Raw genomic sequence first — 22,165 nt, forward strand, 5'->3', positions numbered from 1 at the left:
GGAGGGACGCCGTGAGCAGCCTGCTGGTCGACGACATCGGCGAACTGGTCACCAACGTCGCCGGCGCGGGCGAGGGCGGCCCGCTCGGCATCCGCCGCCGGGTGGCGCTGCTGGTCGAGGAGGGCCGGGTGGCCTGGATCGGCCCGTCCCGGGACGCCCCGGCCGCCGACCGGCGGATCGACGCCGGCGGCGCCGCGGTGCTGCCGGGGTTCGTGGACAGCCACGCCCACCTCGTCTTCGCCGGGGACCGGGCCGCCGAGTTCGCGGCCCGGATGGCCGGGGAGCCGTACACCGGCGGCGGCATCCGCACCACGGTCGGCGCGACCCGGGCCGCCTCCGACGAGGAGCTGCGGGCCACCGTGCGGCGGCTGCGCGCGGAAGCCATGCGGCAGGGCAGCACCACCATGGAGATCAAGAGCGGGTACGGCCTCACCGTCGCCGACGAGGCCCGCTCGCTGCGGATCGCCGCCGAGGTCAGCGCGGAGACCACCTTCCTCGGCGCGCACGTCGTCCCCGCCGAGTACGCCGACCGCCCCGACGACTACGTCGGGCTGGTCTGCGGGCCGATGCTCGCCGCCGCCGCCCCGTACGCGCGCTGGGTGGACGTCTTCTGCGAGCGGGGCGCCTTCGACGCCGACCACACCCGGGCGATCCTCACCTGCGGGCAGGCGGCCGGGTTGGGCGTACGGGTGCACGCCAACCAGCTCGGCCCCGGCCCGGGGGTACGGCTCGGGGTGGAGCTGGGCGCGGCCAGCGTCGACCACTGCACCCACCTGAGCGACGCCGACGTCGACGCGCTGGCCGGCTCGCCGACCGTCGCCACCCTGCTGCCCGGGGCGGAGTTCTCCACCCGCTCGCCGTACCCGGACGCCCGCCGGCTGCTCGACGCGGGCGTGACCGTGGCGCTCGCCACCGACTGCAACCCCGGCTCGTCGTACACCTCGTCGATGCCGTTCTGCGTCGCGCTCGCCGTACGCGAGATGCGGATGACCCCGGCGGAGGCGGTCTGGGCCGCGACCGCCGGGGGCGCGCTGGCGCTGCGCCGCGACGACGTCGGGGTGCTCACCCCGGGCGTCCGGGCCGACCTCGTGATCCTCGACGCCCCGTCCCACCTGCACCTGGCCTACCGGCCCGGTGTACCACTGATCCGCCAGGTTCTGCACAACGGAGTTCCGCAATGACCGTGACCATCCTGCCCACCGGGATCACCCCCGCCGACGTGCTCGCGGTGGCCCGCGGCACCGCCAAGGTCGTCCTCGACCCGGCCACCGTGGAGGCGATGAGCACCAGCCGGTCCATCGTGGACGGCATCGAGGCCGCCGGCCGACCCGTCTACGGCGTCTCCACCGGCTTCGGCGCGCTGGCGAACACCTTCGTCGCGCCCGAGCGGCGGGCCGAGCTCCAGCACGCGCTGATCCGCTCGCACGCCGCCGGGGTCGGCGCGCCCATGCCCCGCGAGGTGGTCCGGGCGATGATGCTGCTGCGGGTCCGCTCGCTGGCGCTGGGCCACTCCGGTGTCCGCCCGCTGGTCGCCGAGGCCCTGGTCGACCTGCTCAACCACGAGATCACCCCGTGGGTGCCGGAGCACGGCTCGCTCGGCGCCTCCGGCGACCTGGCGCCGCTGGCGCACTGCGCGCTGGTGCTGCTCGGTGAGGGCTGGGTGCTCGGCCCGGCCGGCGAGCGGATGGACGCCGCCGACGCGCTGAGCCGGGTCGGGCTGAAGCCGATCGCGCTGGCCGCCAAGGAGGGGCTGGCGCTGATCAACGGCACCGACGGCATGCTGGGCATGCTGCTGCTGGCGATCCACGACGCCCGGCACCTGTTCACCATGGCCGACGTGACCGCCGCCCTGGCCATCGAGGCGATGCTCGGTTCCGAGCGGCCGTTCCTGCCCGAGCTGCACTCCATCCGGCCGCACCCCGGCCAGGCGGCGTCGGCGGCGAACATCCACCGACTGCTCCAGGACTCGCGGGTGATGGATTCGCACCGCGACGACCTGGCGCACGCGGTACAGGACGCGTACTCGATGCGCTGCGCCCCGCAGGTGGCCGGCGCCGCGCGGGACACCCTGGACTTCGCCACGACGGTGGCCGCGCGGGAGCTGCTCTCGGTGGTGGACAACCCGGTGGTGCTGCCCGACGGCCGGGTGGAGTCCACCGGCAACTTCCACGGCGCGCCGCTCGGTTTCGCCGCCGACTACCTGGCCATCGCCGCCGCCGAGGTGGGCGCGATCGCCGAGCGCCGGGTCGACCGGCTGCTCGACGTGGCCCGCAACCGGGAGCTGCCGGCGTTCCTCTCCCCCGACGCCGGGGTCAACTCCGGCCTGATGATCGCCCAGTACACGGCCGCCGGGATCGTGGCGGAGAACCGCCGGCTCGCCGCCCCCGCCTCGGTGGACTCGCTGCCCACCAGCGGGATGCAGGAGGACCACGTCTCGATGGGCTGGGCGGCGGCCAAGAAGCTGCGCACGGTGCTGGACAACCTGACCAGCCTGCTCGCGGTGGAGCTGCTGGCCGCCGTACGCGGGCTCCAGCTGCGCGCGCCGCTCACCCCGTCGCCCGCCGGCCGGGCCGCCGTCGAGGCGCTGGCCCCGGTCGCCGGCGAGCCCGGCCCGGACGTCTTCCTCGCCCCGGTCATGGAGGCCGCCCGCGCCGTCCTGGCCGGCCCCGACCTCCGCGCCGCCATCGAACGCGAACTCGGCCCCCTCGCCTGACCTGCCCCCTCCCCCCGCCCCGACCCGCACTTACACGGAAAGAGTGGCTATTCGACGCGGAATAGCCACTCTTTCCGTGAAGGTGCGCGGGCTCGTCGGGTGACGCGGGAGGGGGTCAGGGGGTGGGTGGGAGGACCTTGGCGACCAGCTTCGCCAGTTCGCGCAGGGCCTTGCCGCGGTGGCTGATCGCGTCCTTCTCCTCCGGCGTCAGCTCGGCGTTGGTGCGGTCCTGACCGTCGCCGAGGAAGATCGGGTCGTACCCGAAACCGCCCTCGCCGCGCGGCGCGCGCAGCAGCCGGCCGGCCTGGCGGCCGTCGACCAGGTGCTCCTTGCCGCCGGGCAGCACCAGCGCGACGGTGCAGACGAACGAGGCGGCGCGGTGCTCGTCGGGCAGGTCGGCGATCTGGTCCAGCACCAGCTGGAGGTTGGCCCGGTCGTCGCCGTGCCGGCCGGCCCAGCGGGCGCTGAACACGCCCGGCATGCCGTTGAGGGCGTCGACCGCGATCCCCGAGTCGTCGGCGATGGTGGGCAGGCCGGTGCGGCGGCAGCCCTCCCGGGCCTTGATCAGCGCGTTCTCGCCGAAGGTCAGGCCGGTCTCCGGCAGCTCCGGGTACTCCTCGACGTCGTCCAGCCCCATCAGGGCGATCCGGTGCGCGCCGAGCGCGCCGTCGAGGATCCGCTGCAGTTCGATCAGCTTCTTGCGGTTGCGGGTGGCGAGCAGGACCTTGTTCATGATGCGAGTGCCTTCCGCTGTGCGTCGGCCAGTTCCACGCAGCCCAACAGCCCCAGGTCGAGCAGCGAGTCGAGCTGCGTACGGGAGAAGATGCCGGCCTCGCCGGTCCCCTGCACCTCGACGAAGTCGCCCTCGCCGGTGCAGACCACGTTCATGTCGACCTCGGCGGCGACGTCCTCGGCGTAGTCGAGGTCCAGCCGGGGCTCGCCGGCGATGATGCCGACGCTGACCGCCGCCACCGACCGGTGCATCACCTTCTCCGGCTTGCCGGCCAGCGCCTTGCGCCCGGCCAGCCAGGTCACCGCGTCGTGCAGCGCCACGTACGCGCCGGTGATCGCCGCCGTCCGGGTGCCGCCGTCGGCCTGGAGCACGTCGCAGTCGAGCACGATCGAGTTCTCGCCCAGCGCCTTGAGGTCGATGGCCGCCCGCAGGCTCCGGCCGATCAGCCGGGAGATCTCGTGGGTCCGGCCACCGACCCGGCCCTTGACGCTCTCCCGGTCCGAGCGGGTGTTGGTGGCCCGGGGCAGCATCGCGTACTCGGCGGTCACCCAGCCGAGCCCCGAGCCCTTGCGCCAGCGGGGCACCCCCTCAGTGACGCTGGCGGTGCAGAGCACCCGCGTGCCACCGAACTCGACGAGCACGGAGCCCTCCGGATGGGTGCTCCAGCCGCGGGTCAGGGTCACCGGTCGGAGTTGGTCGGGCAGCCGCCCGTCAGGTCGCGCCATGCCTGCACCTTATGCGGTCGAGTGATCGAACCGCCCCGGGGTGTCCTCAGCCCGGCAGCCGCGGCGGCGTGCCGTCCGGTTCCGCCCCGTGCACCCGCAGGAAACCGGCGACCGCGGCGGGCCAACTGAACTCCTCGGCCCGCGCCCGGGCGGTCGCCCGCCGCGCCGCCTCCGGCCGGTCCAGCAGCCGGACGACCGCGTCGGCCATCGAGGCCGCCGTGCCGTACGCGGCGATTCCCGCTCCGGCGATCACCTCCGGCAGCGCGCTGGCGGCGTTCACCACCACCGGCGTCCCACTGGCCAGCGCCTCCAGGCCGGCCAGCCCGAACGTCTCCACCGGCCCCGGCGCGAGCACCACGTCGGCGCTGGCCAGCAGGGCGGCGACCGCGGTCCGGTCGGGCAGGAAGCCGGTGAGGTGCACCGGCAGCCCGGCCACCCGCCGGGCCAGCGCGCCCCGCGACGGCCCGTCGCCGGCCAGCACCAGAACCGCCGGTACGCCCCGGCGGCGCAGCTCGACCAGGGTGTCGACCGCCAACTCCGGGCGCTTTTCGGGGGAGAGCCGAGCGCAGTGGACGAGCAGCACCTCGGTCTGGTCGGCGTACCGCTCCCGCAGGGCCGGCTCCGCCCGGTCCGGGTGGAACGTGTCGAGGTCCACGCCGAGCGGTACCAGGTCGACCCGGGGGGCGTGGATCCGGTCGAACTCCTCGGCCGCCCACCGGGTGGTGCAGACGATCCGGTCGTACGCCCCCACGGTGAGCCGGTTGAGCCGGTCCGCCACCCGGCGGGCGGTGGCCGCCGGCAGCCGCCACTGGCCGAGCAGCCCGGTCAGGCACTCGTGGGACACCATCACCGAGGGCACCCCGTGCGCGCGGGCCCACTCGCCGGTCCAGCGCAGCGTGGCGCGGTCGGAGACCTCCAGCCGGTCGGGGGCGAGCCGGGTCAGCAGCCGCTGCGCCGTCCGCCGGCCGGTGAGCACCCGGTAGCCGCCGCTGCCCGGCACGGCCGGCCCCGGCACGGTCAGCACCGTGCCCCAGGGCTGGCGGCTCACGGCGGGCCGGCGTCCCGGAACGACCAGCACCGGGTCATGCCCGGCCGCCCGGTAGCCCTCGCCGAGGTGTCGCAGGGCGGTGCGCAGCCCGCCGGAGCGGGCGGCGACGAAGTTTGCCAGCCGGACGATCCGCAGCCCCCGCCCGGCCGGGGCGGCGCCGCCGGTCACGTGACCGGCAGGCCGCCGGCCGGGACACCGGCCAGGACCGCCTGGTAGTGCCCGATCAGCTCGTCGCCGATGGCGGTCCAGCTGCGCCGGCCGATCGCGGCCCGGCCGGCGGCCCCGTACGCGGTCCGCCGCCGCGCGTCGCCGGCGAGCGTCGCCACCGCCCCGGCCAGGGCGTCCGCGTCGCCGGGCGGCACCAGCAGCCCGGTCACGCCCGGCTCGACCAGATCCACCGGACCGCCGCTGGCCGGCGCCACCACCGGCAGTCCGCTGGCCGCCGCCTCCTGGAGGGTCTGGCCGAAGGTCTCGTGCGGCCCGGTGTGCACGAAGATGTCGAGGCTGGCGTAGAGCCGGGCCAGGGCCTCGCCGTGCTGAACGCCGAGGAACCGCGCCTCGGGCAGGGCCTTCTCCAACTGCCGCCGGGCGGGGCCGTCCCCGACGACCACGATCCGCACCCCGGGCAACCGGGCGGCGGCCGACAGCAGCTCCACCCGCTTCTCCGGGGCGAGGCGTCCGACGTACCCGACCAGGATCTCGCCGCGTGGCGCGAGGGCGCGGCGGAGCCCGGCGCAGCGCTTGTCGGGGTGGAAACGCTCCGCGTCGACGCCGCGACGCCACAGCCAGATCCGCTGCACGCCGTTGGCGATCAGGTCGGCGGCGGACCGGGTGGAGGGCACGAGGGTGCGCTGTGCCGAATTGTGGATCTCCCGCAGCCGCCGCCAGGCCGCCGCCTCCCCCCACCCCACCCGGTACGCCCGGGCGTACGAGGCGACGTCGGTCTGGTAGACGGCGACCGTGGGCAGCCCGTGCCGCCGGGCCAGCGTGGCGGCCCGCGCGCCGAGGACGAACGGACTGGCCAGGTGGACCACGTCGGGCGCGTGGCCGAGGAGTGCCTCGGCCAGCCGGAGGCTGGGCATCCCGAGCCGGAAGCCCTGGTAGCGCGGGAGCGGCACGCTGGGGATCCGGACCACTGGGTACGGCAACCGGTCGATCGGACGCCGCTTCGCACCGGGCGGCGACGGGGCGATGACCATGGGCTCGTGGCCACGGGCGACGAGATGTTCCGCCGTTCGGACCACCGAGTGCGCGACGCCGTTGACGTCCGGCGCGAACGACTCGGTCACGATGGCGATCCGCATGGTGTCACCGTGGGGGCGGCAGCGGTGCACGGGACGACCTGCCGCTGACGCGGTGGCGAACATTCCACCACGAACGCGCGCCGGGCGGACCCGGCTCAGTCGGTCAATCCAGGAGATCCCAGGGCGGCACGACCGGCTGTAGGTGCCCGCTCAGACGTCGTACGCGGCGCCGGCCCGGACCACTTCCAGCGGCCCGGCATACGCGCCGGCGGCGGACTCGACGGTGTGCGACTCGCTGCCCCAGGCCACCACGAGATGGGTCAGCAACAGCCGGCCGACCCCCGCCTTGGTCGCCGCCTCGCCGGCCTCCCGGCCGGTCAGGTGCAGGTCCGGCGGGTTCTCCATGCCGTCGAGGTAGCTCGCCTCGCAGAGGAAGACGTCGGCGTCCTGGGCCAGCCGCAGCAGCGCGTCGCAGGGCGCGGTGTCCGAGGAGTAGCAGAGCACCCGCCCGCCGTGCTCCAGGCGCACCCCGTACGTCTCGACCGGGTGGTTCATCCGGTCGACGGTGACGGTGAACGGGCCGATCGGGAAGGTGCCGGGTTGCAGGCCGTAGAACTGGTAGACGTCCTCGACCGTGCTGTCCTCCTGGTCGTAGACCGCGGCCAGCCGGTCCGGCGCGCCGGACGGGGCGTACATCGGCAGGGGCGGGTACGGCCCGTCGGGGGCGTACCGGCGGACCACCACGTACGAGGCGGCGTCGAGGATGTGGTCGCAGTGCAGGTGGGTCAGGAGGATGGCGTCCGGGGCGTGCAGCCCCGCGTAGCGCTGGAGGGTGGAGAGCGACCCGGAGCCGAAGTCGATCAGGAGCCGGAAGCCGTCCGCCTCGACGAGGTAGGCGGAGCAGGGGGACTCGGGGCCGGGAAAGCTGCCCGCGCAGCCGAGAACGGTCAGTCTCATCCCGTCGCCTTGTCGTTACTCATCGTAGTCGACACGCCGGTGCGAGCCTCGCCGATGATCTCTACCGACGCGTACGCCACGCTGCGCAGCCTACGCGCAGCGACGGCGGGGCAAGAATCATCTAATGGAAGTTGTCATCAACGTGACACCCACGGGCCGGCCGGCGTGGACCGGCCGGCCCGGGGTCGGGCCTCACGCCCAGAGCTGCCCCTCCAGGGCGTCCTCGGCGTCGGCGAGCGTGCCGCCGTAGGCGCCGGTGGAGAGGTACTTCCAGCCGCCGTCACAGACCACGAAGGCAACGTCGGCGCGGCGGCCGTCCCGCACCGCCTCGTGGGCCACCGCGAGGGCGGCGTGCAGGATCGCGCCGGTGGAGAAGCCGGCGAAGATCCCCTCGACCTCCACCAGCTGCCGGGTCCGCAGCACGGCGTCCCGGGTGCCCACGGAGAAGCGCCGGGACAGCACGGTGGCGTCGTAGAGCTCCGGAACGTACCCCTCGTCGATGTTGCGCAGGCCGTAGACCAGCTCGCCGTAGCGCGGCTCCGCCGCGACGACCTGGATGCCGTCGACCTTCTCCCGCAGGTAGCGGCCGGTGCCCATCAGGGTGCCGGTGGTGCCCAGACCCGCCACGAAGTGGGTGATGGTGGGCAGGTCGTGCAGCAGCTCCGGGCCGGTCGTCTCGTAGTGCGCCCGGGCGTTGGCCTCGTTGCCGTACTGGTAGAGCATCACCCAGTCGGGGTGCTCCGCCGAGATCTGCTTGGCGGTGGCGACGGCCTGGTTCGAGCCGCCGGCGGCCGGCGAGAAGATGATCTCCGCGCCGTACATCCGGAGCAGCTGGACCCGCTCGGTGGAGACGTTCTCCGGCATCACGCAGACCAGCCGGTAGCCGCGGAGCTTGGCCACCATGGCCAGCGAGATGCCGGTGTTGCCGCTGGTCGGTTCGAGGATGGTGTCACCCGGCCGGAGCCGGCCGGACTCCTCGGCCGCGCGGACCATGAACAGGGCCGCCCGGTCCTTGATGCTGCCGGTCGGGTTCCGGTCCTCCAGCTTCGCCCAGAGCCGCACCGGCGGTGCCCCATCGGGCACCGTCGGCGAGAGCCGGGGCAACCCCACCAGGGGGGTGCCACCGCAGGCGTCGAGCAGGCTGTCGTAGCGAGCCATGACGCCCGCCGGTCAGCGAGCGACGGTTGCGCGCCGGGAGACGGCGTGCGACGCGATGGCGGCTGCCGCCGCGAAGCCGAACGCGCCACCGGCGACGGCCGGCAGGATGGTCACGCTGTCGCCGTCGGTGAGCTTGGCGTCCAGCGCGCCGAGGAAGCGGACGTCCTCGTCGTTGACGTAGACGTTGACGAAGCGGTGCAGCGCGCCGGCATCGGTGACCAGCCGGCCCCGCAGGCCGGCGTGCCGGGAGTCCAGGTCGGTGAGCAGGTCGCCCAGGGTGTCCCCGGCGCCCTCGACGACCTTCGCGCCGCCGGTGTAGCTGCGCAGGATGGTGGGGATGCGAACCTCGATGGCCATGGTGTCGTGCTCCTTGATCGGGTGTGCCTCGGTGACGGACGGGAAGTGAACGGCGCTGAAGGTCAGCGGCCGGAACACTCGTAGTCGACCGTCGCCGGGCTCTGCCCGAACATGTAGGACTGGACGGCGTGCGGGTCCACCGCGGCGTCCACGATCCGCACCGGCTCCTCGGTCACCACGCCATCGACGATCCGGAAGGAGCGGATCTCCTCGCTGCCCGGCTCGCGGGTGGATACCAGCAGGTAGTGGGCCCCGGGCTCGCCGGCGAAGGAGATGTCCGTCCGGGACGGGTACGCCTCCGTCGCGGTGTGCGAGTGGTAGATGACGACCGGTTCCTCGTCGCGGTCGTCCATCTCCCGCCACACCCGCAGCTGCTCCATCGAGTCGAACTCGTAGAACGTCATCGAGCGCGCGGCGTTGTCCATCGGGATGTGCCGGGTGGGGGTGTCGCTGCCGGCGGGACCGGCGACCACGCCGCACGCCTCGTCCGGGTGGTCCCGGCGCGCGTGCGCCACGATCGCCTCGACGATCGACCGGTCGATGCTCAGCACGCCGCCCAGCCTAGCGCCCACCGGCCGCCGACTGCGAGGCGGTGACCGTCACACTTAGTCGATCAGGGCGTTGAGCAGGGACTCCTGGAGATACCCCAGGTAGGCGTAGACCGACAGTTGGAACACCCGCGAGGAGGTCGGGTCCTCGGCGACCGCGTCGTCGAGTTCCTCGCCCAGGTCGGTGCCGTCCTTGATCTCCAGCCGGACGCCCATCGCCAGCCGGGCGTCGTTGAGCGCCCGCAGCCACGCCTCGGCCGCCTCGGCGTCCAGCCGCACCTCGCCGCCCGCCTCGTCCGGCAGCGCGGCCAGGATCGCGCCGGCCTGGTCGATCTTGGCGGTCTTGAGGTCGCCCTCGGTGTACCGGCGGAACTCCGCCGTGTTCGCCGGGTCGTCCGGGTACGCGTCGGGGAAGAGCCGCCCGACCACCGGGTCGGAGTGGTCGAACCCGTCGGTGAGCAGCCCGACCACCTCGGAGGCGACCTTGCGCAGCACCCGCACCTCGTCGACGGCGAAGCTGGCGACGTAGCGGCCGCCCTGGCGGCGGAACATGCTCACGAGCGGTCCACCGTCGCCCACAGCCCGTACGCGTGCAGCTGCGACGCGTCGTGCTCCATCCGCTCCCGGGCGCCGCTGGACACCACGGCCCGACCCTTGTGGTGCACGTCCAGCATCAACTTCTCGGCCTTCTCCCGGCTGTACCCGAACAGCTTCTGGAAGACCCAGGTCACGTACGTCATGAGGTTGACCGGGTCGTCCCAGACGATCGTCACCCAAGGCCGGTCCGAGACCGGCACCTCGTCGGTGTCCGGCGTCTCGACCGGTGCAACCTGTGGAGCCGCCATGCCCCCCATCGTGCCACCGGATTCGGCGAACCGATGAACCGGAACGCCGGGGCGGCCCGGATCACCCTCCCGGGCGGCGCGGACCGGGCGAGGCGGCGACGTGACGACGCCGCGCTCAGGCGAGCAGGATGCCGTGGTCGAGGGCATCGGAGAGCACCGCGCCAAGGGAGAGACGGACCGCCTCGAAGCGCCGGGACACCTCGCGGGACAGCTCCAGCTCCACCTCGCGCAGGGCGCGCTGGGCCCAGGACCGGGCGGCCATCGGGTCGTTGTTGCCCGGGGTGCGCCAGTGCTGCCAGCACCCGCCGGAGAGCGCCACCGCGACCGGCGGCAGCACCTCGGAACGGGTGGCACCGGGATGGCCGGCCAGCGCGTCGATCGCGCCGGTGCCGACCAGGTCGCCCACCCCGGCGGTGCTGGTGACCAGGAGCACCCGTTCCAGGTCCCGGCCCTGCGGCTGGTCGGCCAGGCCCCACCGCACGGCCGCGGCGATCCGCTGCCGGACCCCCTCGGCCAGCGGCGCGCCGAGGACCCGCGCGGCGGCGTCGTCGATGACCGCGCGCACGGCCTCGTCGCACTGGGCGGTGGCGAGCAGGGACAGCGCCTCCATCTCCCGGTCGAGCAGTTGCGGCAGGCCCGCGCAGCCCACCCCGAAGACGATCTCCTGGACCGCGCGCAGGTGGATGTTGGCCAGTTCCAGCGCGAGGTGCTGGCGGATGCTGCGGGCGCAGGTGCGGGTCTGCCGCTCCAGCCGCTCCGACCAGTCCCCCGCGTCGGCGTCGGGCACGACGGCCACCCGGCCGTGGGCGCCGGGCAGCACGGGCGGTTGGAGGCTGGCCCGGCGCAGCCCCTCGTCGGCGGCCCAGCCGACCAGGGCCCGGCGCAGGCCGGGATGCTCGGCCCGGTGCACCGGAAACCAGCGGGCGCCGGCGAGGGCGGGCACGGCGGCGAGCAGGGCCGCCCGGTGCGCCTCGACGCTGACCTCCGCCGGGTCCAGCAGGGCCGGCGCCTCGGACGACGCGTCGCGGGGCGACGGGACGGGCGCCTCCGTGTCGTCCGTCCCGCCCGCCGCCTCGGCCGGGGCCCAGCCGCCCGCGCCGGGGGTGACCACGAAGAAGACCTCGACCGGGGCCCGGGCCACCTCGGCCAGCAGGTGCAGCTCCGCGCCGGTGAAGGTCTGGTCGGCGCCGATGACGTAGAGCAGCGCGCCGCCGCGGCCGACCGCGTCCAGGAGCATCCGGCCGCCGGCGACTCCGAGGGTGTCGGTGTCCGGGGTGTCGAGCACGGCGAAGTGACGCAGCAGCGGCTCGGGCAGGCTCAGCTCGACCCGGCGGGGCGGGCGGGCCAGCGCCGGGCCGGCGGCCGCCTGGTCGGCGCCGTAGGAGTGCGGCTGCCGGTAGCCCGGCACGTACGCCGCGCGGGTGGCGACCCGGGCGTGCCGGACCAGCAGGCAGCTGCCCGCCGGCACGTCCAGCATGCCGGAGGCGACGCCGAGCAGGGCGGCGAGGACCTCGCGGCGGGCCGCGGCGGCCGGCCCGGCGGCGACCGCCACGAGCGGCTCGTCGGGGCCGGGCTCGGTGACCCCCACGCGGGCGGGGAGCGGACCGCAGCGGGGCAGCTCGGCCGCCCCGCCGGGACCGCCGGGCACGTCGACCCCGGGGAGTGGACCGGGCTTCATCGGCGGCCTCCCGTGGCTGGCGGGCGGGCGGCGGTGAGCAGCCCGCATGGACATCCGGTGCGGTGGCACCCGACTGCCGGAAGGGTACGTCCGACACCCCCCAGCACCGAAAACCGCGGGTACTCACCGGTAACCACGAGATTACTCAACTTCGCAGCGTGACGGTGTGCGCGCGGACGGAATTCCGTCGATATGCTGCACGGATGAGTCGGTGGAGCTTCGTCGGCCGAACGGATGAACTTGACCGTCTGCAGTCGGCCGTGGACGAAGCCGAGGGGCGTGGGCTCATCCTCAGCGGCCACGCCGGCATCGGCAAGAGCCGGCTGCTGCGCGAGGGGGTCAGCGCGCTGCCCGCCGACCGCTACGCGATCTGGTACGTGGCGGCCAGCACCGCCACCGCGGCGCTGCCGTTCGGCGGGCTGGCCCAGGTGCTCCCCGCCGAGCAGCCGCAGGGGCTCTCCCCCGCCGGCGTGCTGCGCTGGGGTGTGGAGGTGTTGCAGGAGCAGGCCGCGGGGCGGCGGATCGTGCTCGCCATCGACGACGCCCACCTGCTCGACCCGCCGTCGGCCGCGCTGGTCCACCTGCTCGCCCGCCAGGAGAACACCACCATCCTGGGGACGCTGCGCAACGGCGAGCAGGTGCCGCTGCCGATCCGGGCGCTGTGGACCGACGACCTGGTCGAGCACTTCGAGCTCGCCCCGCTCGGCCCGGCCGAGACGGCCGACCTGCTCGCGGCCATCCTGGACGGTCCGGTCGACGCCGGCTCGGCGGACCGGCTGTTCCGGCTCTCCGCCGGCAACCCGCTGCTGCTGCGCGAGCTGGTGCTGGCCGCCGCCGGTGGCGGTGAGCTGGACCGCCAGTACGGCGTCTGGCGCTGGACCGGCCGGCTGGAGCTGGCCCCCAGCCTCACCGACCTGATCGACACCCGGATCGGGCGGCTGGAGCCGGGGGTGCGCGCCGTGGTGGAGCTGGTCGCCTTCGGCGAACCGCTCGGCCTGCACCTGCTCTACCAGGCCGCCGACCAGGCCGATGTGGAGCTGGCCGAGGAGCGTGGCCTGATCACCATGGTCCGCGACGACCGGCGGCTCGACGTCCGGCTGGCCCACCCCCTCTACGGCGAGATGATGCGCCGCCGCTGCCCGGTCACCCGGACCCGACGGTTGCAGGCCCGCCTGGCGGAGCTGCTGGAGCAGGTCGGCGCGCGGCGCCGGGGCGACCTGCTCCGGGTCGCGGTGTGGCGGCTGGACTCCGGCACCGCCCAGGACGCCACGCTGCTGCTCGGCGCGGCCGCCCAGGCGTTCGCCCGGTACGACGTACCCCTGGCGACCCGGCTGGCCCGCGCGGCGCTCGACGCCGGCGGCGGCTTCGACGCCGCGGAGCTGCTCGCCACCATCCTGATGTTCGCCGACCGGCCCGACGAGGCGATCCGGGTGCTCGACGCGGTGGCCGGCGAGATCGACGGCGACCGGCGGCGCAGCCGCTGGCTGACCGTGCGCGGCATGGTCAGCTACTGGGGGCTCAGCCGGGAGTCCACCGTGGAGGAAATCGCCCAGGCGGGCGCGGCCCTGACCGACCCGGGCGACCAGGCGCGGGTCCGCGCCTTCGAGGCGATCATGCGGCTGCACGGGTTGGACGGCACAGCGGCGCTCCGGCTCGCCCGGTCGGTGCTGGACCGCCCGGCCGCCAGTGTGGCGGCGCGGGAGCTGGCCCGCTGCACCATCGCCCACCTGGACGCGGCGCGGGGACAGTTCCGCAGCAGCGCGACCGCGATCGCCCGGGTGGCGGCGGAGGCGCCGCACTGGCGCAGCGACATGCCTTATCTTCAGCTCGCGATGGAACTGGCCCGGGGCACCCGGCTGGCCCTCGCCGGCGACCTGGCCGGCATCGACGCGATCGTCGCCGACGAGTTCGCCGACCTGGCCGGGGCCGGCGACTTCCGGCTCGGCACCGGCTACCTGGCGATCCTCCAGGCGTACGCGGCCCGGCTGCGCGGCCGCAGCGGCGAGGCGCTCAAGGTCAGCCTCGGTGCCTGCGCGGTGCTGGCCACCAGCCGCGTCTACGCCGGGCTGGCGCAGGCCGAACGGGCCCAGGCGGCGGCGCTGCGCGGCGAGGCCGAGCACGCCGCCGAGGCGATGGCCGAGGCCGACCGGACGCACGCGCCCGGCATGGTGGTGCTCTACCCCTGGCTGGAGCAGGCCCGCGGGGCGGTGCTGGCGGCCGGGGGCGACCTGCCGGGGGCCACCAAGCACCTGGGCGACCTGGCCGACCGGCTCCGCGCCGACGGCTTCGCCGGGCACGAGGTGCTGGTCCTGCACGACCTCGTCCGGCTCGGGCAGGCGACGGCCCCGGTCGGCCCGACCTGCACGGACGGCAGCCGGCGCACCGTCGCGCAACGGCTGGGTGAGCTCTCCGAGCAGGTCGACGGGGTGCTGCCGCCGCTGCTGGCCCGGTACGCCCGGGCCACCGTCGCCGGTGACGACGCCGAGCTGCTGGCGGTGGCCGACGGCTTCGCCGCGCTCGACCTGCCGGTCTGGGCCGCCGAGGCGACCGCGACCGCGCTGCGCGAGCTGCGCCGGGAACGCGCCGCCTCGGCCGGCGCCGCCCACCAGCGGCTCGCGGGCCTGCTCGGCGGCTGCGACCAGATCCGCACACCGGCGCTGGAGGCGCTGCGACCGGCACTGTCCGATCGGGAACGGCAGATCGCCACGCTGGCCGCCGCCGGGGTGACCAGCCGGGCCATCGCCGAGCGACTGTTCCTCTCCACCCGCACGGTGGAGAACCACCTCCAGCGGGTCTACAGCAAGCTGGGCATCACCGGGCGGGCGGAGCTGCCGGCGGCGCTGCGGTCGTTCACGGGCCACGACGGCACGGAATCGGCGTGAACTCTAGGCTGGGTCGGTGAGCTCCCTTCGCCCCGCGCTGCTGACCGACCACTACGAGCTGACCATGGTCAGCGCCGCCCTCCGGGACGGCACCGCCGAACGCCGCTGCGCCTTCGAGGTGTTCAGCCGGCGGCTGCCCGCCGGGCGGCGCTACGGGGTGGTCGCCGGGACGGGCCGGCTGGTCGACCTGATCCGCGACTTCCGCTTCGACGCCGACGAGGTGGACTTCCTGCGCCGCACCGGGGTGGTGGACGACCGGGCCGCCGAGTGGCTGGCCAGCTACCGCTTCACCGGCGACGTCGACGGGTACGCCGAGGGCGAGCTCTTCTTCCCGGGCTCACCGATCCTCACCGTCTCCGGCGGCTTCGCCGAGTGCGTGGTGCTGGAGACGCTGGTCCTGTCGGTGCTCAACCACGACAGCGCGGTGGCCGCCGCCGCCGCTCGGATGGTCACCGCCGCCCGTGGCCGCACCCTGATCGAGATGGGCTCCCGGCGGGCCCACGAGGAGGCGGCGGTGGCCGCGGCGCGGGCGGCGTACCTGGCCGGGTTCCGGTTCACCTCCAACCTCGCCGCCGGCCGGCGCTACGGCATCCCCACCGCCGGCACCGCCGCGCACGCGTTCACCCTGCTGCACGACGACGAGAAGACGGCGTTCGCCTCGCAGGTCGCCACGCTGGGCAAGGACACCACGCTGCTGGTCGACACGTACGACATCAGCCAGGGCATCCGCAACGCGATCGAGGTGGCCGGGCCGGAGCTGCGGGCGATCCGGATCGACTCGGGCGACCTGGCGGTGATCGCCCAGCAGTCCCGGGAACTGCTCGACTCGCTCGGCGCCACCGAAACGAAGATCATCGTCTCGGGTGACCTCGACGAGTACGCCATCGCCGCCCTCGCCGCCGAGCCGGTGGATATGTACGGCGCCGGCACCGCCGTGGTCACCGGCTCCGGCGCGCCCACCGTCGGGCTGGTCTACAAGCTGGTCGAGGTGGACGGGCGGCCGGTGGTCAAGCGCTCCGAGCAGAAGGCCACCATCGGCGGCCGGAAGGTCGCGGTACGCCGGCACAAGCCCACCGGCACCGCCACCGAGGAGATCATCGTGCCGCAGGGCGTGCCGGACCGGCAGCCCAACGACCGGCTGCTCCAGCGCTCCTTCATCGTCGACGGGGAGCCGGTCGTGCTGCCCTCGCTCGACGAGTCGCGGGAGCACCTGCGGCAGTGCCTGATCTCCATTCCGTGGGAAGGGCTCAAGCTCTCCGGCGGTGACCCGGCGGTGCCGGTCACCGTCGTCCCGGCAAGCTGACGAAGGAGTCACTCCGATGGCCAACGCCTTGATCATCGTGGACGTGCAGAACGACTTCTGCGAGGGCGGGTCCCTCGCCGTCGCCGGTGGCGCGGGGGTCGCGGCCGGCGTCTCCCGGCTGCTCGCCGCCGAGCCGGACCGCTGGGACCACGTGGTCGCCACCAAGGACTACCACGTCGACCCGGGCGCGCACTTCGGCGATCCGCCGGACTACGTCGACTCGTGGCCTCGGCACTGCGTCGTCGGCACCGCCGGTTCCGAGTTCCACCCGGACCTGGAGACCGACCGGGTCGAGATGATCTTCCACAAGGGCGAGCACGCCGCGGCGTACTCCGGCTTCGAGGGGCACGCCGACGACGGCGAGTGCCTCGCCGACTGGCTGCGCCGGCACGACGTGGACCGGGTCGACCTGGTGGGGATCGCCACCGACCACTGCGTCCGGGCCACCGCGCTGGACGCCGCCCGGGAGGGCTTCGCCACCACCGTGCTGCTCGACCTCACGGCCGCCGTCGCGCGGACCACCCTCGACGTGGCGCTGCGGGCGATGGACGGCGCCGGCGTCACCCTGCGGGGCGAGCCTGTGATCAGGGACGCTTGAGCCGGTAATCGCTTGCCGATGTCGTACCTCCGGTCGAGGATGGCCGCCGGAGGTACGGACCATCATGAACTTGACGCCTTACCGGCAAGCGCTCGCCCTGCCCGGGCTCCGGTCGTTGCTGCTGGTGTCCGTGCTGGCCCGCATCCCGCTCACCGCGACCGGGGTGACGCTCACCTTCTTCGTGGTGCTCGACCTCGGCCGCGGCTACGGCGCCGCCGGCCTGGTCGGGGCCGCGATGACCGTCGGGGCGGCGCTCGGCTCGCCGCTGCTCGGCCGCCTGGTCGACCGGCGCGGCCTGCGCCCGGTGGTCGCCCTGACCACCGTTGCCGAGGCGGTGTTCTGGGCGAGCGCGCCGACGCTCTCGCTGCCCGTGCTGCTGCCGGCCGCGTTCCTCGCCGGCCTGCTCGCCCTGCCGATCTTCTCGGTGATCCGGCAGTCCATCGCCGCGCTCGCCCCCGAGGACCGGCGACGCCCCGCGTACGCGCTGGACTCGATGTCCGTCGAGCTGTCGTTCATGGTCGGGCCCGCACTCGCCGTGGCGCTGGCCACCACCGTCTCGGCGCGCACCACCCTCTGGGCGGTCGGCACCGGCGTGGTCGCCTCGGGCGTCGCGTTCTGGCTGCTCAACCCGCCCACCCGCAGCGCGGACGAGCCGGCCGGTCCGCAGCCCCGCACGCCCCGCCGGGAATGGCTCACCCCCCGGATGCTGGCCGTGCTCGCGGTCAGCGGCGCGGCGACCCTGGTCCTCGGCGGCACCGACGTCGCGGTGGTCGCCGTGCTGCGGGCCAGCGGCGAGGTCGGCTGGACCGGCGCCGTGCTCACCATGTGGGCGGTCGCCTCGCTGGTCGGTGGGTTCGCGTACGGGGCGGTCCGCCGCTCGTTCTCGCCGCTGGCGCTCACCGCCGCGCTGAGCCTCTGCACCATCCCGGTCGGGCTGGGCGGCGGCCACTGGTGGCTGCTCTGCCTGGCCCTCATCCCGGCCGGCGCGCTCTGCGCCCCGACCATCGCGGCGACCTCCGACGCGGTCAGCCGGCTCGCCCCGGCGGGCGTACGCGGCGAGGCGATGGGCCTGCACGGCTCCGCCGTCACCGTCGGCATCGCGCTCGGCGCGCCGCTCGCCGGCGCGGTGATCGACGCCTCGCTGCCGCTGTGGGGCTTCGCGGTCACCGGCGCGATCGGGCTGGCGGTGACGCTGGCCGTGCTCCCCGTCGAACTGCGCCACCGCCGCGAGACCGCCGCCGTGTCCGACGTGGCCGACGCCGCCGACCTGGCCCCCGCCACCACCTGACCCCGCCGTCCGCCAGGCGGTCCGGTACCGCTCTCGCACCCTGCCTGGCGGCCCGGCAGCCCGGCAGCCCGGGTGCCCGGCGGCCCGGCAGCCCGGGTGCCCGGCGGCCCGGCAACCCCGGTGCCCGGCAACCCCGGTGCCCGGCGGCCCGGCGCTGGCGCAGCCGGCAGCCCGGCGGTCGGGCAGACCGGCGGCCCCGGCGGTCGGGCACGCCGCCGGTCGGCCACGCCGCCGGTCGGGCAGGCCAGCGACCCGGCAGCCGGGCGGTCGGGCGGTCGGGGCGGTCGGGCAGGCCAGCGATCGGATGGCCCAAGCCAGGCAGACCGGCAGCCGGGTGTCGGGCATCGGGGGTCAAGCGTGTCGCGGTGGCCCCGGGTCGGCGTGTCTCGGCGTTCGGACACATACCCGATGAGCGATATACCTGAGAGGCATATTTATGCCTCTCAGGTATATCGCTCACGAGCGCATGCGCCTCCCGGCGGGTGTGACGATCCACGATTCACCCGCCCAGATTCCGCGGTCGCCGGCGAGCCGGGGTCGAGCGGACCAGCTGTTCCCGATGCGGGGGCCGGCGCCAGGAGAGCCGAGCCCGGAACCGGGGCAGACGCCGCCGCCGAGACCCGACCGGCCAGCCGCGAGCGCCGCCCAGGCGACGGGCAACCGAGCGCCGCCAGACCGGAACGCCACGGCTCACGCCGGTCCGAGCCGAAACGGCGACGGGCGTCGCTCAGACCGGAACGCCTCGACCGCCGCCGGTCCGAGCCGGAACGGCGACGGGCGTCGCCTAAACCGGGTGCGGCCCAGACCGGAACGCCACGACCGACACCGGCCCGAGCCGGAACGGCGACGGGCGCCGTACCCCTGGTGGGGTGCGGCGCCCGTCGTCGGTGTCGCGTGCGGCGCGTCAGCGGTCGATGTTGCTCGCGGTGTCCTCGCGGTAGCTGGCGCCACCGTCGGACTCGCTGGTGAGCGGCTTGGAGCCGCCCTCCGGCGGACCGGCCAGGCTGTGGCCGGCGGCCAGCTCCGGGAACTTGTGGTCGAAGGCCGGCCGCTCGGAGCGGATCCGCGGCATCCGGTCGAAGTTGCGCAGGGGCGGCGGGGAGCTGGTCGCCCACTCCAGCGAGTTGCCGTGACCCCACGGGTCCTCGACCTCGACCACCGGGCCGGTCTTGTACGACTTCCAGCAGTTCCAGATGAACGGCAGGGTCGAGATACCGGTGATGAACGCGCCGATCGTGGAGATCGTGTTCAGCGTGGTGAAGCCGTCGCTGGGCAGGTAGTCGGCGTACCGACGCGGCATGCCCTCGTTGCCCAGCCAGTGCTGCACCAGGAACGTGGTGTGGAAGCCGATCATCGTCAGCCAGAAGTGGATCTTGCCGAGCCGCTCGTCGAGCATCCGGCCGAACATCTTCGGGAACCAGAAGTAGATGCCGGCGAAGACAGCGAACACGATCGTGCCGAAGAGCACGTAGTGGAAGTGCGCCACCACGAAGTACGAGTCGTGCAGGTGGAAGTCGATCGGCGGGCTGGCGAGCAGCACACCGGTGAGACCACCGAAGAGGAAGGTCACCAGGAAGCCGATGGAGAAGAGCATCGGCGTCTCGAAGGTGATCTGGCCCCGCCACATGGTGCCGAGCCAGTTGAAGAACTTCATACCGGTGGGCACGGCGATCAGGTAGCTCAGGAAGCTGAAGAACGGCAGCAGGACCTGGCCGGTGCCGAACATGTGGTGCGCCCAGACGCTCATCGACAGCGCGGCGATGGCGATGGTCGCGGCGACCAGACCCTTGTAGCCGAAGATCGGCTTACGGGAGAAGACCGGGATGACCTCGCTGATGATGCCGAAGAACGGCAGCGCGATGATGTACACCTCGGGGTGGCCGAAGAACCAGAACAGGTGCTGCCAGAGCATCGGCCCGCCGGTGGCCGGGTCGTACACGTGGGCGCCCATCAGCCGGTCGGCGGCGAGCGCGAAGAGCGCGGCGGCCAGCAGCGGGAAGACCAGGATCGCCAGCAGGCTGGTGACCAGCATGTTCCAGGTGAAGATCGGCATCCGGAACATCGTCATGCCCGGGGCCCGCAGGGTCAGGATCGTGGTGATCAGGTTGACCGCGCCGAGGATCGTGCCCAGACCGGAGATGGCCAGGCCGACGACCCACATGTTGGCGCCGACGCCCGGCGAGTGCTCGACGGTGCTCAGCGGGGTGTAGGCGGTCCAGCCGAAGTCGGCGGCGCCACCCGGGCTGATGAAGCCGGCCGTCGCCATGGTGCCACCGAAGAGGTAGAGCCAGTAGGCGAAGGCGTTGAGCCGGGGGAAGGAGACGTCAGGGGCGCCGATCTGCAGCGGCACGACGTAGTTCGCGAAGGCGAACACGATCGGCGTCGCGAAGAACAGCAGCATGATCGTGCCGTGCATCGTGAACAGCTGGTTGTACTGCTCGGGCGACAGGAACTGCAGGCCCGGCCGCGCCAGCTCGGCACGCATGATCAGGGCCATCAGGCCACCGATCATGAAGAACACGAACGCGGTGACCATGTACATGATCCCGATCTGCTTCGCGTCCGTGGTGCGCAGCAGCCGCGCGATGGCCGACCCCTTGACCGGCTCTCGGACCGGCCATGGCCGGGTCACGACCGGCTTGGGTGCGACGGTGGTCACGAATGGCCTCCGGTTCTCGGTTGTCCCGCTCGGCACGCGCTTCTATCTGCGAGCCGTCATCCGCAAGGAGGATAGTCCCCGGCAGGTGGGTGCGCCGCTCGGGGTGGTGCGGCAGGATGGAGGGCCGCTCTACAGCGGGTCGACGAGCAGCCGGTAGTGCTCGCGGAAGATTCGACCGCCGCGCCCGCGCAGCAGCGGGTCGCGCAGCGCCGGCGGGACGTCCCGGGTCCGGTTGCGGTCGCGGGTCCGGTCCCGCACCCATCGGGTACGCGGGCGGCGGCGACTCTCGTACGCCACCAGCGCCGCCTCGACGCTGCCGGCCGCGGTCAGCGACTCGGCGAGCACCACCGCGTCCTCCAGCGCCATCGCCGCACCCTGGCTCAGGGTCGGCGCGGTGGCGTGGGCGGCGTCGCCGACGAGCAGCACGCGCCCGCGGTGCCAGCGGCCCAGCTCGACCTCGTCGGTGAGCCCCACCTGGACGTCGCGCAGCGCGTCCAGCACCGCGGGCACCGGCCCGCCGTACTCGCCGAAGAGCTCGCGCAGCCGCGCGTCCGGATCGGCCGGGACGACCGTGCCGGCCTCGTCGGCGTAGCAGTACAGCCGGCCCGCGCCGATCGGCACCACCAGGAAGCCGGCGCGCTGCCCGAGCAGGGCCGTCCACTCGGCGATCTCCGGACCGTCGCGCACCACGCCCCGGTAGACCACCTGCCCGGCGGGGCGGGGCGGCCCGCCGAGCGCGGCCAGGGAACGCACCGCCGAACGGGGCCCGTCGGCGCCGATCACCAGGTCGTACTCGCCGCCGGTGCCGTCGGTGAAGGTGACCCCGACACCGGCCGGCAGCAGCTCGACGGCGCTGACCTCGGCGCCGTGCCGCACCGCGCCGCCGGCGCCGCTGAGCAGCACCTGGTAGAGGTCGCGCCGGAGCAGCGCCCGGCACTCGCCGACGCCGGACCAGAGCGCGTCGAGATCCACCTCACAGAGCGGCTCGCCCGCCGCGTCCAGGAAGCGCTGGCGGTGGATCACCTGGCCGAGCCGGCGGACCGGGCCGTCCAGGTCGAGCCGGCGCAGCGCGCGGTCGGCGTTGCCGGGCAGATAGAGACCGGTCTCGACCAGCTCGTTCGGGGGCAGCTTCTCGGTGACGTCCGGACGGAAACCCGCCATCCGCAGCGCCCGGGCGACGGCCAGACCGGCGATGCCCGCGCCGACGACAAGGATGCGCAGGGGGGAGCCACCCATGGTGGTGTACGCCTCCGGAGGGGGGATCGGCACGCGTTGGAGGCAAGACACTACTCCGCGCGATCGACACACGGTAGGCCTGATCGGCCCTGGCGGTACCGCTCGTCGGACCCACGCTCCCATTCGTGTAAACGATTCACGTCACCGCCTGGCCGACCCGCCATCCCCCGGTACGCCGACGCCTCCCACTCCC

At 74.3% G+C, this 22,165-nt stretch carries 19 protein-coding genes; 6 read left to right on the forward strand and 13 right to left on the reverse strand.

Annotated elements, in window-relative coordinates; genetic code table 11:
* Positions 1–11: 11 nt before the first annotated feature.
* Entirely contained in the window at positions 12–1,181 is a 1,170-nt protein-coding gene (gene hutI / locus ACTMTB_RS11490) for an imidazolonepropionase (RefSeq protein WP_441144831.1), read from the forward strand.
* The gene (hutH, locus tag ACTMTB_RS11495) at positions 1,178–2,713 is read left to right on the forward strand and encodes a histidine ammonia-lyase (protein ID WP_280838513.1); all 1,536 of its coding nucleotides are present in this window, start codon (positions 1,178–1,180) and stop codon (positions 2,711–2,713) included. The genes hutI and hutH overlap by 4 nt, the downstream gene beginning before the upstream one ends.
* A gap of 115 nt (positions 2,714–2,828) precedes the next feature.
* Here the strand turns inward: hutH and rdgB are convergent, their stop codons facing one another.
* The 11 genes from rdgB to ACTMTB_RS11550 all read right to left on the reverse strand — a co-directional run bounded on the left by rdgB (position 2,829) and on the right by ACTMTB_RS11550 (position 12,006).
* Positions 2,829–3,446 (reverse strand): RdgB/HAM1 family non-canonical purine NTP pyrophosphatase, encoded by a 618-nt coding sequence (gene rdgB / locus ACTMTB_RS11500; protein WP_441144833.1) that lies wholly within the window; start codon positions 3,444–3,446, stop codon positions 2,829–2,831.
* A complete protein-coding gene (rph, locus tag ACTMTB_RS11505; protein WP_210774969.1) occupies positions 3,443–4,171 on the reverse strand; it encodes a ribonuclease PH in 729 nt (242 codons plus the stop codon). Before rph ends, rdgB begins: the two co-directional genes overlap by 4 nt.
* A 46-nt stretch (positions 4,172–4,217) precedes the next feature.
* On the reverse strand, positions 4,218–5,387 hold the full coding sequence (locus ACTMTB_RS11510) for a glycosyltransferase (RefSeq protein ID WP_441144835.1): 1,170 nt from the start codon (positions 5,385–5,387) through the stop codon (positions 4,218–4,220).
* Positions 5,384–6,523, reverse strand: a complete 1,140-nt coding sequence (locus tag ACTMTB_RS11515; protein WP_357607888.1) for a glycosyltransferase family 4 protein — start codon at positions 6,521–6,523, stop codon at positions 5,384–5,386. Before ACTMTB_RS11515 ends, ACTMTB_RS11510 begins: the two co-directional genes overlap by 4 nt.
* Positions 6,524–6,673: 150 nt before the next feature.
* Positions 6,674–7,420: an MBL fold metallo-hydrolase gene (locus ACTMTB_RS11520; protein ID WP_441144838.1), complete on the reverse strand. Its 747-nt coding sequence runs from the start codon at positions 7,418–7,420 to the stop codon at positions 6,674–6,676.
* Between the two features lie 192 nt (positions 7,421–7,612).
* Positions 7,613–8,578: a PLP-dependent cysteine synthase family protein gene (locus ACTMTB_RS11525; protein ID WP_441144840.1), complete on the reverse strand. Its 966-nt coding sequence runs from the start codon at positions 8,576–8,578 to the stop codon at positions 7,613–7,615.
* Between the two features lie 12 nt (positions 8,579–8,590).
* Complete coding sequence (locus tag ACTMTB_RS11530; RefSeq protein WP_441144842.1) at positions 8,591–8,935, reverse strand: MoaD/ThiS family protein; 345 nt, start codon at positions 8,933–8,935, stop codon at positions 8,591–8,593.
* A 62-nt stretch (positions 8,936–8,997) separates the two neighbouring features.
* Positions 8,998–9,486, reverse strand: a complete 489-nt coding sequence (locus ACTMTB_RS11535; RefSeq protein ID WP_441144844.1) for a Mov34/MPN/PAD-1 family protein — start codon at positions 9,484–9,486, stop codon at positions 8,998–9,000.
* A gap of 54 nt (positions 9,487–9,540) precedes the next feature.
* Entirely contained in the window at positions 9,541–10,035 is a 495-nt protein-coding gene (locus tag ACTMTB_RS11540) for a DUF2017 domain-containing protein (RefSeq protein ID WP_172894756.1), read from the reverse strand.
* A gap of 2 nt (positions 10,036–10,037) precedes the next feature.
* Positions 10,038–10,328: an ATP-dependent Clp protease adapter ClpS gene (clpS, locus tag ACTMTB_RS11545; protein WP_088963684.1), complete on the reverse strand. Its 291-nt coding sequence runs from the start codon at positions 10,326–10,328 to the stop codon at positions 10,038–10,040.
* 115 nt (positions 10,329–10,443) lie between these two features.
* Positions 10,444–12,006, reverse strand: coding sequence for a hypothetical protein (locus ACTMTB_RS11550; protein ID WP_441144846.1), 1,563 nt, complete (start codon positions 12,004–12,006; stop codon positions 10,444–10,446).
* A gap of 203 nt (positions 12,007–12,209) precedes the next feature.
* On the opposite strand from ACTMTB_RS11550, the gene ACTMTB_RS11555 reads away from it, so the two are divergent.
* From ACTMTB_RS11555 to ACTMTB_RS11570, 4 genes are all read left to right on the forward strand, one after another.
* A complete protein-coding gene (locus ACTMTB_RS11555; protein ID WP_441144848.1) occupies positions 12,210–14,888 on the forward strand; it encodes a LuxR C-terminal-related transcriptional regulator in 2,679 nt (892 codons plus the stop codon).
* Positions 14,889–14,904: 16 nt separating this feature from the next.
* Positions 14,905–16,191 carry a nicotinate phosphoribosyltransferase gene (locus ACTMTB_RS11560; RefSeq protein ID WP_441144850.1) on the forward strand — a complete coding sequence of 429 codons (1,287 nt, stop codon included), beginning with the start codon at positions 14,905–14,907 and terminating at the stop codon, positions 16,189–16,191.
* Positions 16,192–16,207: 16 nt separating this feature from the next.
* Positions 16,208–16,789 (forward strand): isochorismatase family protein, encoded by a 582-nt coding sequence (locus ACTMTB_RS11565; protein ID WP_357919840.1) that lies wholly within the window; start codon positions 16,208–16,210, stop codon positions 16,787–16,789.
* Between the two features lie 64 nt (positions 16,790–16,853).
* Positions 16,854–18,077, forward strand: a complete 1,224-nt coding sequence (locus ACTMTB_RS11570) for an MFS transporter (protein ID WP_441144853.1) — start codon at positions 16,854–16,856, stop codon at positions 18,075–18,077.
* Between the two features lie 904 nt (positions 18,078–18,981).
* Here the strand turns inward: ACTMTB_RS11570 and ctaD are convergent.
* Both ctaD and ACTMTB_RS11580 read right to left on the reverse strand, forming a co-directional pair.
* Positions 18,982–20,736, reverse strand: a complete 1,755-nt coding sequence (gene ctaD / locus ACTMTB_RS11575) for an aa3-type cytochrome oxidase subunit I (RefSeq protein ID WP_441144855.1) — start codon at positions 20,734–20,736, stop codon at positions 18,982–18,984.
* Positions 20,737–20,865: 129 nt separating this feature from the next.
* Positions 20,866–21,972, reverse strand: a complete 1,107-nt coding sequence (locus tag ACTMTB_RS11580; protein WP_441145009.1) for an FAD-dependent monooxygenase — start codon at positions 21,970–21,972, stop codon at positions 20,866–20,868.
* Between the last annotated feature and the right edge of the window lie 193 nt (positions 21,973–22,165).

The sequence above is a fragment of the Micromonospora sp. L32 genome (genome assembly GCF_052068055.1).
GTDB lineage: Bacteria > Actinomycetota > Actinomycetes > Mycobacteriales > Micromonosporaceae > Micromonospora > Micromonospora purpureochromogenes.